We start from the raw sequence: 11,888 nt of genomic DNA, 5'->3' as shown, positions 1-11,888 counted from the left end.
CCGAAATATGGAGGTAATTGTGCGGGTTGCACTGGCTCAAATCATCACCGGCCGCGATCTTGCCGGCAATCTGGCCATCGTGGAGGACTACGCGGGGCGTGCCAAGGCCGGCGGCGCGGAGCTTGTGGTGTTCCCCGAGGCGACCATGCGTGCCTTCGGCAACTCGCTGCTGGACATCGCCGAGCCCCTGGACGGGCCGTGGGCCACCCGGGTGCGCGCCATCGCCGCGGAGCACGACATTGTGATCGTCGCCGGGATGTTCACACCGGGAGCCGTAGCCGACGGCGGCGCGCGCGCCAAGGTCCGCAACACCCTCCTGGTTACCGGCCGCGGCGTCGAAACGAGCTACGACAAGATCCATCTCTTCGACGCCTTCGGCTTCGCGGAATCAGACACGGTGGAAGCCGGCAGCGATGCTGTCACGTTCGAACTTGGCGGCGTGACGTTTGGCCTGGCCACCTGCTACGACGTGCGCTTCCCGGACCTCTTTACCGAGAACGCCGACCGCGGCGCCGACGTGAACATCGTCTGCGCGTCCTGGGGATCCGGCCCCGGCAAGGCGGAGCAGTGGAAGCTGCTGGCCCGCGCCCGCGCCCTGGACTCCACCACGGTGGTCCTCGCCTGCGGCCAGGGCGATCCCGCCAGCTTGGGTCTGGAGCCCAGGGGTGCCGCCCCCACCGGCGTCGGGCACTCCGTGGTGGTGTCCCCGTTCGGCGACGTCCTGGACGAGCTCGACGGCGCCCCGGGTCTCCTCTTCGCGGACCTGGACACCGACGTCGTCAAGGAAGCCCGCACCAAGCTCCCGGTCCTCGCCAACCGCCACAAGTTCTAGGCTTCCGTAGTCTCGCACTTGGGTCACCTCCGCGGACACCGAGGCCTTGCCGTCGCTTAGCGGTCAGCCCCTTCCCAAACTTCGCAAGCTCAGTTCGGGGCCCGCGGGGCCTCCCTTCCTCCCGCCGCCTACTTCGGCCGCGGGCGGCCTCATCCGGCTCTGGTCGGCGATGAGCTCCTTTGCAAGCCCCCGGCGCCCGCTCGAATATCCGGCAACCTGCGTCGAGGTGCTTCAGGAGGAACGGCCCTCCCGCGCCTGACGAACAGTTGACCAAGGATCTCCCCCACTCTGAATTTTAAAGGCAAACGCTCCCTCACGAGACGTGAGGGAGCGTTTGCTGTTTTGCACGACAGGTGAGGGAGCGTATTCCTGTTTTTCGTAAAAGGTGAGCGAGCGTCAGAGCGGTTACCGGAGTTTTGCAAAGGAGCGCATCGCCGACCAGAGCGCAGCAAGGCCGCCAGCGGCCGCGCGGAGCGTCGGGAGGTGTCTAAGCGACGGCAAAACTCCGGTGACGGCGGACCCAGCCAAAACTCCGGTTCCGGCGGACCCAGCCCAAACCCGGCGAGGACTACTTAGCCGCGCGCTGGCGGGAGATTTCGTAGAGGGAGATGCCGACCGCCATGGAGGCGTTGAGCGATTCCATGGCCGAGTCGATCGGGATTGAGACGATCTGGTCGCAGTTTTCGCGGACCAGGCGGCTGAGGCCCTTGCCCTCGGAGCCCACCACGAGGCAGACCGGCTCGGTGGCCAGGGACAGGTCCGGCAGTGTGACGTCGCCGTCGCCGTCGAGCCCCAGAACATAGATTCCCATGTTCTTGAAGGCCTTGAGCGTGTTGTTCAGGTTGGCGGCACGTGCCACGGGGACGCGGACGGCGGCTCCCGCGCTGGTCTTCCACGCCGAGGCGGTGACGCCAACGGAGCGGCGCTCCGGCACGATCACGCCGTGGCCGCTGAAGGCCGAGACGGAGCGGATGATGGCGCCGAGGTTGCGCGGATCGGTGATGCCGTCGAGGGCGACGAAGAGCGGCGCGTTGGCGACGTGGCCCTTCTTCCAGCTCTCCAAGGTTTCCTCGGCGAGCTCGTAGGCGTCCTGGTATTCGTACGGTGGGATCTGCAGCACGAGGCCCTGGTGGATGGCCTCGTCCGTCATCCGGTCCAGCTCGGGCTTGCCGGTTTCCAGCAGCGGGATGCCGCGCTCGGCTGCAAGCTTGAGGGATTCCTTGACGCGGTCGTCCATCTCGATGCGGATGGCGACGTGGAGCGCCTTGGCCGGGATGCCGGCGCGCAGCGCCTCGACCACGGAGTTGCGTCCGGTGACGACTTCCTCGGTGGCGCGGCCCTTGGGGCCGGAGCGGGCGCCGGCGCTGCGGGCGCCCGTTCCGCGCTTGGCCTCGGAACGTTCCGCGAGCTGCTTGTTCTTGTGGGCCTTGTGGTACGGGCGGTCCTCCGCCTTGGGAGTGGGGCCCTTGCCCTCGAGAGCCTTGCGGCCGTGACCGCCGGTTCCGACGGTGGGGCCCTTCTTCATTTTGACCGACCGGCGACCGTTGTTGGCCATGAGTTCCACCCCTGCTTTGGTAATACGCGATTTGTTGATAAGTCTGAACTCCAGTCTACTGACTCGAGTTAAATCCACGACCGCGGGCTGGGGCGGGGCCGGTCCAGGGGAACAGTTCCGGGCCGGTGAACTCGACGTATCAGTTGCGCTTGAGGCTCCAGCTTGCGCCGTCCGCGCTGTCCTCGACGACGACGCCGGCAGCGGCGAGGGTGTCGCGGATGGCGTCCGAGGCGGCCCAGTCCTTGCTGGCCCGGGCCTGCGCCCGGGCGGCGAGCTGCGCCTCGACGAGGACGCCGAGGGCGGTGGTGCTCTCCTCGTCGACGGCCGGGGCCGCGGTGTCGTTGAGACCAAGGACACGCAGCATGTCGGAGACGGAAGCGAGTGACTGCCGGGCGCCGTCGAGCTCGCCGGCAGTGAGGGCGGTGTTGCCGGCGCGGACGGTGTCGTGCAGGACCGCGAGGGCCTGCGGCACGTTGAGGTCATCGTCCATCGCGGCCGCGAAGGCATCCGGAACTGTGCCGTAGCTGAAGAAGCTGACATCGCCGTCATGCGTCATGGTGCTCCGAAGGGCGCGGCTGATGAAGCCGTCGATCCGCTCCACCGCGGCCGCAGCCTCCTGCAGCGAGCCGGGCTGGTAGTCCAGGTTCGAGCGGTACTGGGCCTGGCCGAGGTAGTACCGGACCACCCGCGGCGGGGCCAGCTCGAGCATTTCGGCCGGGCTAACCGTGTTTCCGATCGACTTGGACATTTTCTCGCCGGCGTAGGTGACCATCCCGTTATGCATCCAGAAGTTGGCGAAGCCGTGCCCCGCAGCCTGCGACTGCGCCATTTCGTTCTCGTGGTGCGGGAAGCGCAGGTCCAGTCCGCCGCCGTGGATATCGAACTCGGTGCCGAGGTACTTGGTGACCATGGCGGAGCATTCGAGGTGCCAGCCCGGACGGCCGGCGCCCCAGGGCGAGGCCCAGCTCGCCGTCGTCGGCTCGCCGTCCTTGTGGCCCTTCCAGAGCGCGAAGTCGCGGGGATCCTTCTTCCTGTTGCTGAACTGAGCTTCCACGTCCGGGGCGCTCTGCATGTCGTCGATCTTCTGCCGGGTGAGCGAGCCGTACTGGTCCCAGGAGCGGACGTCGAAGTAGACATCGCCGGAGCCGTCCGGCGACGGGTAGGCGTGGCCGCGCTCGATCAGCTGCTGGATGAGGGCGTGCATTTCCGGGATGTGGCCGGTGGCGCGGGGTTCATAAGTTGGCCGGGAAACGCCGAGGGTGTCGTAGGCGTTGAGGAATTCCTGCTCATACCGGTAGGCCAGCGCCCACCATTCCTCGTCGCGGACGGCGCCGGGCTCGTCCTCGAAGTCCGGCCCGAAGGACGCCTCGGACTTGGCCAGGATTTTGTCGTCGATGTCGGTGACATTGCGGACCGCCGTGACGCGGAAGCCGCGGTACTGCAGCCAGCGGGTGAGCTGGTCGAAGGCGATGGCGGAGCGGATGTGCCCGACGTGCGGCATGCCCTGCACCGTGGCGCCGCAGTAGTAGAGGCTCACTTTGCCGGGAACCAGGGGGACGAAGTCACGGACTTCGGCGGATGCAGTGTCGTAAAAGCGCAGGGTCACCGCTCCAGATTAGCCGATGGGCCCAGTCCGGTCCGCTGGCCCTCTCCCGCTGGCAGCCCTGAGGCCGGACGCCTACTTGCAGTACTGGCCGATCTTGTTGATCTGCTCGGTGAGTTGCGCGGTCTGCTCGGCAGTCTTGGTTCCGTCGGTGGTTGCCGCCACCTCTTTCATGACGTCCGCCATCTTCTGGATCGGGGCCGCAATCTCCGGGGCCACCTTGTCCGCCACCTCCTGGTAGTGCTGGGCAATCTGGCCGGACTGCTCTTTCTGGCTTCCGGTGGGTGCGAAGTTGTCGCCGTTGAGGAAGGTGCAGCTTTCCTGGACACTCAACCTTGCCGGCGTCGACGCCGGCGCAGTCCCGGCCCCGCCGCAGCCGGTCAGCAGCGTTCCTGCGAGGAGTACGACGGCGGTTAGCGGCTTCTTCACGGTGGTCTCCTGTTGTCGCGGGAACGGGGTGTCTTAAACGAGGTGTCTTAAGCGTAGGTGACTTGACCACATCCGGCATGGCCGGTGCGCGCCGTGCCCGGGCTAACGCGCGGCCTGGCCGGTCCGGTAGACAAGGGCCGTGGCGATGGCCGAAATTCCTTCGCCGCGGCCGGTGAAGCCCAGCCCGTCGCTGGTGGTGGCCGTGACGCTGACCGGAGCCGCGGCGGCCGCGCTGAGGACCCGCTGTGACTCCTCCCGGCGGGGACCGAATTTCGGCCGGTTGGCGACGAACTGTACGGCGACGTTGCCGATCTCGAAGCCTTCCGCACGGACGATCCGAGCCGCCTCGGCCAGCAGGGTCACGCCGGACGCGCCCGCGTATTCGGGCCGGTCGGTGCCGAAATGTGTCCCGAGGTCCCCGAGTCCGCAGGCGGAAAAGAGGGCGTCTGCCGCGGCGTGAGCCACGGGGTCGCCGTCGGAATGCCCGGACAGTCCGCGCTCGCCTTCCCAGAACAGGCCGCCGAGCCAGAGCGGCTGGGGGGCGTCCTCGGGGGCGTAAGCGTGCACATCGACGCCGATTCCGGTCCGCGGGATGACCGGGCGGGGCGTGTCCGGGGATACATCGTTCGGGGTCGCGGTCATGGTCAGCCTTCCACCCAGCGTGTGCCCAGTGGTCCTTCGAGGAGCCCCTCGGCAATGATCAGATCCAGCGGCGTGGTGATTTTCAACGACTGGCTGGCGCCGCGCACGGCGTGGACGGGCACACCCAGGAGTTCGACGAGCATGGCGTCGTCCGTGACGGCGGCCGCCTGGCCTCCGTCGAATCCGCCCGCGGCCTCGTGGGCCCGCCGCAGCGTGGCCAGCTCGAAGCCCTGCGGGGTCTGCACGGCGCGGAGCGACTCCCGGGCTGCCGTTCCGGTGACCAGTTCCGGGGCGATCGCAGCGCCGTCGCCGGTGGTCCGCTCCACCGTCTTGACGGTGTCGACCACCGGGATGACGGGGATGACTGCTTTTGCGCCGGCGGCAAGGGACTGGGCAACCCTGTGGAAAACGGCTTCCGGGGTCAGGGCGCGGGCAGCGTCGTGGACCAGCACGGCTTCGGTGCCCGGCAGGAGCGCCGCCAACGCGGCCCGGACCGACTCGGCGCGGCTGGCACCGCCTTCGACGACGGTCACCACCGGGAGCTGCACGGCTTGCCCGGAGGTGGCGTTCAGCCGATGTGCTGCCTGGATCTCCGCAACGAAGGACTCACAGAGAGCCTGCAGTTCCTGATCCCCCGGCGGGATGGCCACGCAGATCTGCTGCGCGACGCCTGCCGCGGCGACGCCCCGCAACGCGTGGGTGAGGATGGTGTCTCCGCCCAGCGGCACTTTGGCCTTGGGCATTCCGTAGCCGAGACGCTGGCCGGAGCCGGCCGCGACGACGATGACCGCGGTGGCGGGAGTAGCCGATGCAGAGTTCATGCGCACAAGACTACGTCCCCGCCCCCACCCCACCGCCCAGGTAGCTCGCAGTTGTTGTCGTTTTGGGCGCTGAAAACGACAACTATTGCGAGTCAGTTGGGGACGCGGGTGCTGATATCGGGCAAAAAAGAAGCCCCGGCGGCTTACGCCACCGGGGTTCGATTCTTGTCTGTTTCTTTTGCCTTAGGAAGCCAGGACTTCGTCGAGAACGCTTGCGGCCTTCTCTTCATCCGTCTTTTCAGCCAATGCCAGTTCTGAAATCAGAATCTGGCGGGCCTTGGCCAGCATGCGCTTCTCCCCTGCGGAGAGACCCCGATCGTGATCGCGGCGCCACAGGTCGCGGACGACCTCTGCCACTTTGATGACGTCACCGGAAGCAAGCTTCTCCAGGTTTGCCTTGTATCGACGTGACCAGTTGGTGGGTTCTTCAGTGAACTCAGCCCGCAGCACATCAAATACGTGCTCCAAGCCTTCCTTGCCCACTACATCCCGGACCCCAACTAGGTCAACGTTCTCTGCTGGAACTTCAATGGTCAGATCACCCTGAGCCACCTTGAGCTTGAGATACATCTTCTCTTCGCCCTTGACAGTGCGCATCTTGATTTCTTCAATTTTGGCTGCACCGTGGTGAGGGTAAACTACTGTCTCGCCGACCTCAAAAACCATGTGGACATTCCCCTTTCCCGCAGACCAGTTTATCACGGTTAAGGCATATGACTGCCATGGATCGCGCCCTGGAACCGCGTGAATCCGGGGAAAATGGCCTTAAACGGCCCCTTCGGACCCCTTGACGAAAGCGGATATTAGTGCATGGCCCCGTCTTTGCCAAGGGTCCGCGGGTAGCGCGCGTGAAAGCTCCCCGGCCGCTGGGCCGGTGCCGGGGTCGACGCCGAGCCGATGCTGGGCGGACGCTGGGCCAGCGCCCATGTGTACGGGCGGAATCCTTGTTTGCCACCGATTGCGGATAGGCTATGGCTGAATAATGTTTCAAGACTCTCAAGGAGTGCGTGACGTGCGTTTCACTGCGATGAACCGGGGCCAGCGCGGCAAGCTGGCAATGGCAACGGCTGCACTTGGCATCGGCCTGCTGTCGGTAACCGGCTGCGGCTACATCAACCCCCAGCAGACCTCTGAGCAGTACTCGGCGTCGGACGGAACCCGTACGGACCTCGGCCCGCTGCAGCTCCGCAACATGATGATCATCTCCGCCGGCGAAGACAAGCCGGGCCGTGTGATCGGCGCCGTCTACAACTCCTCTTCCAGCGATGTGAAGCTGACCATCACCGGTGCCGGCGGCTCGCAGACCGATATCCCGGTCAAGAAGAAGTCCTCCACCATGCTCAACGACTCCACAGACGAGGCGATCCTCAGCAGCACCGGCGCCAAGCCGGGCTCCGTCGTCGAGGTCAGCATCAGCGAAGACGGCACCAACCAGAACGCCAAGTTCAAGGTTCCGGTCCTGGACGCCACCATCACCGACTACAAGCAGTACCTGCCGAGCAGCGCGCCGACGGGCACCGATACGGCCACGCCGACGTCGACCGCAACCTCGACTCCGTCGCCGAGTAGCAGCGCCAACCACTAGCTTCCAGGCAGAAGGAGGGGCACCCTGTCCGGGTGCCCCTCTTTTTCTTGCCTGCATCCTTAGGGCCCAGCGGGCCTCTGGGGAGCCGAGGCTGAGGGGGCGCGTTCGGCGTGCGTGGTGGCGGCTGGCCTGAGACGGATCGTTGCTTGATGCGGCTACCTCATCAACCGACAGGCGGTGTGGGGCCAACCCTTGAAAACCACGACGGCGCAAGCATGTTCCAAAGTACGTTGTCCGTGTATGGGTTATCCGTGGGTTGAGTTCCTGTGACCTCCGTGGTCACGTACACGTATCCGGCATGGTGTTTTCGGCTGAGTTCAGTTATCGCTCGCTCCTGCGAGAAGGGGAACTCCCGCACATCGTGCACCAAGTGCGCGAACCGGTATGCGTGGGCGCGGTCGGTTCCCGGATACACCCATTTAGGCTGAGGCCACGTCTTGTAATCTTTCGCGAAGCCCTCAAAGACCACGAGGATGTCGACCACCGGGGGAGCGCCGGCCTGTCGTACAAAAGCCCAGTCCCCCTGGGGCTCGCTGACATTGCCAGGATTTCCAATGATCATCTTTGGCCGAACCGTCGGGATTGGCCGGTCCTTGCCGGATGATTCCGCTGATCCACGTGTAATAGTCCTGGACCGTGCCGCCGGGGGCCGCCTCTCCCCCTTTGTAGTTCATCTCGTCCAGGAAGATGCCGTTCGGCTTGTACCAGGACATCTGATTGCGGACCTGCGTTTCGAGCTTGTCGCGCGCCTTCGTTCCATAAGTCGTGGCCACGTAGCTTACGACTTTGTAGCCCTTCTTCTGGCAGTGCGCAACGGTCTTTTGGTAGGCGGGGTCCGCAACTGCGCCGGGTTCGTCGCGGTCTCCGTTATGTTCATTCGCGATGATGATGGATCCCCGCTTGGCGACGTCGCACATTTTCTGCCACTCACCGGGTATGGGATTACCCGGACTCTGAGGGATTCCCAGGTCCGGGTAGAAGTAGGCGGGGACGAGTTCCCGCTGTTCGGATGAGGCAAGTGGCGGCGCCGGATCCGGCGCTGCTGCCACTGGAGACTCGGGCAGCATGCTTGTGGTGGCCACCGCAGCAGTCACGTGTGCGGCGCGAAGAATAGGGACACGGAACATGGCGGCTTCCCGCTTTTGTGTGGAGGGTATGTCTCGGTGTTCTGCCGCTGGCTCTCACGGCTCACGGGGCGTAACGCTTCGGGTCTTTCAGCGAACGAACCCTCTCAGGGAGAGCCGTTGTGCGGATCGATGGATCGTGGCCCTCGGTACTCCATGATGCTCCATACGGCCGCCGGGCGGAATAGTGGCGAACCTGGTATTCCGGGACGCACGCGCCGCTTCCCAGCAGGGCCAGCCCCGCCCGGTCGCGGCACTGAAGTCCACAATGGACCCGTCGTTTGACTTGTACATCTGCACGCCTTCGTGCCAGTCGAACGGCCCCTCGTTGATCAGCTCGTCGGTTGCCTCCCGGACTTCCGGTTTTTCGATGTCCATGCCCAGCTTGCTTAGGGCGTGCCCGGACCGCCGAGGCTTAGGGCTCGAACTTGTAGCCCAGGCCGCGGACGGTGATGAGGAACCGCGGCGCCGAGGGGTCCGGCTCGATCTTGCTGCGCAGCCGCTTGACGTGGACGTCCAGGGTCTTGGTGTCCCCGACATAGTCCGATCCCCAGACCCGGTCGATCAGCTGGCCCCGGGTCAGCACCCTGCCGGAGTTCCGCAGCAGCATCTCCAGAAGCTCGAATTCCTTCAGCGGGAGCGAGACCTGCTCGCCTCGGACGCTGACCACGTGCCGCTCGACGTCCATCCGGACCGGACCGGCCTGCACGGTGCTGGCGACCAGCTCCTCCGGTTCGCCCTGCCGGCGCAGCACGGCCCTGACCCTGGCGACGAGCTCGCGGGAGGAGTAGGGCTTGGTGACATAGTCGTCGGCTCCCAGCTCCAGCCCCACCACCTTGTCGATCTCCGAGTCCTTGGCCGTCAGCATGATGACGGGAACGGACGAGCGCTGCCGCAGTTGGCGGCAGACCTCGGTGCCGGACTGGCCGGGCAGCTGCAGGTCCAGGAGCACCAGGTCGGCGCCGTTGCGGTCGAATTCGGTGATGGCATCAAGCCCGTTGTCCACCACCTCCACCTCGAATCCTTCCTTGCCCAACAAATAGGACAGCGGGTCGCTGAACGACTCTTCGTCCTCGACAATCAAAATCCGGCTCAAGCGCTGGCTCCTTGCTCATGGACGCCTGCGGCGTCGCGTCTGTGGGGTTGTCCTTTGGGTGGTCCCGCGGGCGGGGTGGTGGCCTTGGCGGCCGGCTTGCGCGGCTCGGGGGCATCGGCGTCGTCCTGGCCTTCCATTTCCGGAAGCCGGATGGTGAACGTGGATCCCTGCCCGGGCTGTGACCAGAGGGTCACTTCACCGCCGTGGTTGGAGATGACGTGTTTCACGATGCTCAGGCCCAGCCCGGTGCCGCCGGTGTGGCGGGACCGGGCGGAGTCGACCCGGTAGAAGCGTTCGAAGACACGTTCCTGGTCCTCGGGGCTGAGCCCTTCGCCCTGGTCCGTCACGGACACCGCAACCAGGCCGTCCTTCGCGCGGACGCCCACGCCAACCCTGGTGTTCTCCGGGGAGTAGCGGATCGCGTTGTCGATCAGGTTGCGCAGCGCGGTCACGAGCAGATCCTGGTCGCCGTAGACCATCGCGTCGGCGCGGCCGCCGACGACCAGTTGGATGTTCTTGGTCTCCGCCGGCAACTGGGACCGGTCCACGGCCTCGGACACGACGGTGTTGATGTCCACCGGCCGTCCCTGCTGGGCTACGTTGGCGCCCTGCAGCCGGGACAGTTCGATGATGTCCTGCACGAGGGCGGCCAGCCGCGCGGATTCCTTGTGCATGCGTTTGGCGAAGCGCCGGACAGCTTCGGGATCGTCCGCGGAGGACTCGAGTGCTTCGGCCAGGAGCGAGACGGCCCCGACGGGTGTCTTCAGCTCATGCGAGACGTTGGCGACGAAGTCGTTCCGGACTTCTTCGGTGCGCGTGAATTCGGTGCGGTCATCGGCCAGCAGGAGGATGTATTCCTCGGCGATCATGGCCGCCCGGACCTGGATCACGATGGTCCCCTGGCCCAGCGGGCCGCGGGGCAGCTCGAGCAGCTTTTCCAGGATGACGCCGTCGCGCCGCACTCTGGCGGTCATTTCCAGCAGCTGCTCGTGCACGACGGTGTGTCCGCGCACCAGCCCGTAGGCGTAGGCCGCCGGACTGGCCCGCACGACGCCGTCGATCGCGTCCACCACCACGAAAGCTCGTCCGACGGCGGCCAGTACCTCCGCGGCGCCGTCCGGCAGCGCGGGGTCCTCGAACTCCATATCCACGAGCTGGCGTTGCTGCTCGCTGACCCGGAACGCAAGCACGCCGAAGATGCCAAGCGAGAGGCCGATCAGGCCGGCGATCACGCCGATGAGCATTGGATCCACGGCTCCAGCTTATGCTCTGCCACGCGGCGAAAACTGAAATCTCCTGCTATTCGGGCCCCGGTTCAGCTAACGTTCACCTAGTGGGGCGTAACAGTTCACCGGACACTGCAAGAGTTGACAGTTGAAGCGCCGAGAGGTGAACCGAAATAGGCCAGCCGCTGCGGCGGCCGGCAATATTTCCGAGGAAAGGACGCACACGTGCGTAAGGTTTTTCAGGAAGAGCTCACCCAAGTGGGGGAACAGCTCGTCGAAATCTCCAAGCTGGTCAGCGAGGCCATCGACAAGGCCACAAGAGCCTTCGACGGCGCCGACATCGACCTGGCCGAGGACGTCATAGCGGCCGATGCCCGGATCGACTTCCTGCAGAACAGCCTCGACGAGCGCGCCATCGACATCCTGGCGCTGCAGGGGCCGGTGGCCAGCGATCTGCGCATGATCGTGGGCTCGCTCCGGATGAGCGCCTCGCTGGAGCGCATGGGTGACCTCGCCCGCCACCTCGCGCAGCTTGCCCGGCTCCGCTACCCGGCGACGGTGGTTCCCGCCCAGCTGCGCGGGACGTTCAAGAGCTTCGCCGAGCAGGACCTGCTGATCGCCCACAAGCTCACCGTGCTGCTGGAAACCCGCGACCTCGAAGTGGCCCGCGACATCATGAAGGCCAACAGTGCGGTCAACGATCTCCACCTGAGCGTCTTCAAGGCAATCGCCCGGAGCGACTGGCAGGAATCCCCGGCCACCACGGTCGACGTCGCGCTGGCCAGCCGCTACTTCGAGCGCTTCGCCGACCACGGCGTCTCGGTGGCCCAGAAGGTGACCTACCTGGTCACCGGGGCCTGGCAGCCGAACAGCATCGAACACAGCTAGCACTGCCCTGTCGGGACGGCAGTGGCACAGCAGCGCAGAACAGACGACGGCGGCCGGTCACCTCACGGGGTGGCCGGCCGCTGGTTG

The 11,888-nt window shown here is 65.8% G+C and carries 14 protein-coding genes; 3 read left to right on the top strand and 11 right to left on the bottom strand.

Annotation, left to right across the window (positions count from 1 at the left end; translation table 11 throughout):
- Positions 1–19 precede the first annotated feature (19 nt).
- Positions 20–832: a carbon-nitrogen hydrolase family protein gene (locus ACQCSU_RS15045; RefSeq protein WP_426976080.1), complete on the top strand. Its 813-nt coding sequence runs from the start codon at positions 20–22 to the stop codon at positions 830–832.
- A 568-nt stretch (positions 833–1,400) separates the two neighbouring features.
- Here the strand turns inward: ACQCSU_RS15045 and rlmB are convergent.
- From rlmB to ACQCSU_RS15015, 6 genes are all read right to left on the bottom strand, one after another.
- Positions 1,401–2,387 carry a 23S rRNA (guanosine(2251)-2'-O)-methyltransferase RlmB gene (rlmB, locus tag ACQCSU_RS15040; protein WP_426976079.1) on the bottom strand — a complete coding sequence of 329 codons (987 nt, stop codon included), beginning with the start codon at positions 2,385–2,387 and terminating at the stop codon, positions 1,401–1,403.
- A 139-nt stretch (positions 2,388–2,526) separates the two neighbouring features.
- Positions 2,527–3,993, bottom strand: a complete 1,467-nt coding sequence (gene cysS / locus ACQCSU_RS15035; protein ID WP_426976078.1) for a cysteine--tRNA ligase — start codon at positions 3,991–3,993, stop codon at positions 2,527–2,529.
- A 72-nt stretch (positions 3,994–4,065) separates the two neighbouring features.
- On the bottom strand, positions 4,066–4,419 hold the full coding sequence (locus ACQCSU_RS15030; RefSeq protein ID WP_426976077.1) for a hypothetical protein: 354 nt from the start codon (positions 4,417–4,419) through the stop codon (positions 4,066–4,068).
- Positions 4,420–4,521: 102 nt separating this feature from the next.
- On the bottom strand, positions 4,522–5,061 hold the full coding sequence (ispF, locus tag ACQCSU_RS15025; protein WP_426976076.1) for a 2-C-methyl-D-erythritol 2,4-cyclodiphosphate synthase: 540 nt from the start codon (positions 5,059–5,061) through the stop codon (positions 4,522–4,524).
- A gap of 2 nt (positions 5,062–5,063) precedes the next feature.
- Positions 5,064–5,882, bottom strand: a complete 819-nt coding sequence (gene ispD, locus ACQCSU_RS15020; RefSeq protein WP_426976075.1) for a 2-C-methyl-D-erythritol 4-phosphate cytidylyltransferase — start codon at positions 5,880–5,882, stop codon at positions 5,064–5,066.
- Positions 5,883–6,065: 183 nt separating this feature from the next.
- Positions 6,066–6,548, bottom strand: a complete 483-nt coding sequence (locus ACQCSU_RS15015; protein WP_026266570.1) for a CarD family transcriptional regulator — start codon at positions 6,546–6,548, stop codon at positions 6,066–6,068.
- Between the two features lie 361 nt (positions 6,549–6,909).
- On the opposite strand from ACQCSU_RS15015, the gene ACQCSU_RS15010 reads away from it, so the two are divergent.
- Positions 6,910–7,467: a hypothetical protein gene (locus tag ACQCSU_RS15010; RefSeq protein ID WP_426979805.1), complete on the top strand. Its 558-nt coding sequence runs from the start codon at positions 6,910–6,912 to the stop codon at positions 7,465–7,467.
- 163 nt (positions 7,468–7,630) lie between these two features.
- Here ACQCSU_RS15010 and ACQCSU_RS15005 read toward each other — a convergent pair whose 3' ends face one another.
- The 5 genes from ACQCSU_RS15005 to ACQCSU_RS14985 all read right to left on the bottom strand — a co-directional run bounded on the left by ACQCSU_RS15005 (position 7,631) and on the right by ACQCSU_RS14985 (position 10,931).
- The gene (locus ACQCSU_RS15005) at positions 7,631–8,029 is read right to left on the bottom strand and encodes a spherulation-specific family 4 protein (protein WP_426976074.1); all 399 of its coding nucleotides are present in this window, start codon (positions 8,027–8,029) and stop codon (positions 7,631–7,633) included.
- Positions 7,926–8,549 carry a spherulation-specific family 4 protein gene (locus ACQCSU_RS15000; RefSeq protein WP_426976073.1) on the bottom strand — a complete coding sequence of 208 codons (624 nt, stop codon included), beginning with the start codon at positions 8,547–8,549 and terminating at the stop codon, positions 7,926–7,928. Before ACQCSU_RS15000 ends, ACQCSU_RS15005 begins: the two co-directional genes overlap by 104 nt.
- A 132-nt stretch (positions 8,550–8,681) precedes the next feature.
- On the bottom strand, positions 8,682–8,969 hold the full coding sequence (locus ACQCSU_RS14995) for a hypothetical protein (RefSeq protein ID WP_426976072.1): 288 nt from the start codon (positions 8,967–8,969) through the stop codon (positions 8,682–8,684).
- Positions 8,970–9,006: 37 nt separating this feature from the next.
- Positions 9,007–9,687 carry a response regulator gene (locus ACQCSU_RS14990; RefSeq protein WP_426976071.1) on the bottom strand — a complete coding sequence of 227 codons (681 nt, stop codon included), beginning with the start codon at positions 9,685–9,687 and terminating at the stop codon, positions 9,007–9,009.
- Entirely contained in the window at positions 9,684–10,931 is a 1,248-nt protein-coding gene (locus ACQCSU_RS14985) for a sensor histidine kinase (RefSeq protein WP_426979804.1), read from the bottom strand. The genes ACQCSU_RS14990 and ACQCSU_RS14985 overlap by 4 nt, the downstream gene beginning before the upstream one ends.
- A 207-nt stretch (positions 10,932–11,138) precedes the next feature.
- Here ACQCSU_RS14985 and phoU point away from each other — a divergent pair, with 207 nt between their 5' ends.
- Entirely contained in the window at positions 11,139–11,801 is a 663-nt protein-coding gene (gene phoU, locus ACQCSU_RS14980) for a phosphate signaling complex protein PhoU (RefSeq protein ID WP_426976070.1), read from the top strand.
- The last annotated feature ends 87 nt before the right edge of the window (positions 11,802–11,888 follow it).

It is taken from the genome of Pseudarthrobacter sp. O4 (assembly GCF_050157025.1).
GTDB lineage: Bacteria > Actinomycetota > Actinomycetes > Actinomycetales > Micrococcaceae > Arthrobacter.
The sequence above is the reverse complement of the archived record's forward strand: the minus strand, read 5'-3'. Positions and strand labels throughout refer to the sequence as shown.

Bases quoted from the DNA above. Each gene is read 5' to 3' on its own strand.
- ACQCSU_RS15015 (WP_026266570.1), bottom strand. From the start codon at position 6,548: ATGGTTTTTGAGGTCGGCGAGACAGTAGTTTACCCTCACCACGGTGCA.
- ACQCSU_RS14985 (WP_426979804.1), bottom strand. From the start codon at position 10,931: ATGCTCATCGGCGTGATCGCCGGCCTGATCGGCCTCTCGCTTGGCATC.
- ACQCSU_RS14995 (WP_426976072.1), bottom strand. From the start codon at position 8,969: ATGGACATCGAAAAACCGGAAGTCCGGGAGGCAACCGACGAGCTGATC.
- ACQCSU_RS15005 (WP_426976074.1), bottom strand. From the start codon at position 8,029: ATGATCATTGGAAATCCTGGCAATGTCAGCGAGCCCCAGGGGGACTGG.
- ispF (WP_426976076.1), bottom strand. From the start codon at position 5,061: ATGACCGCGACCCCGAACGATGTATCCCCGGACACGCCCCGCCCGGTC.
- ACQCSU_RS15010 (WP_426979805.1), top strand. From the start codon at position 6,910: ATGAACCGGGGCCAGCGCGGCAAGCTGGCAATGGCAACGGCTGCACTT.
- ispD (WP_426976075.1), bottom strand. From the start codon at position 5,882: ATGAACTCTGCATCGGCTACTCCCGCCACCGCGGTCATCGTCGTCGCG.
- rlmB (WP_426976079.1), bottom strand. From the start codon at position 2,387: ATGGCCAACAACGGTCGCCGGTCGGTCAAAATGAAGAAGGGCCCCACC.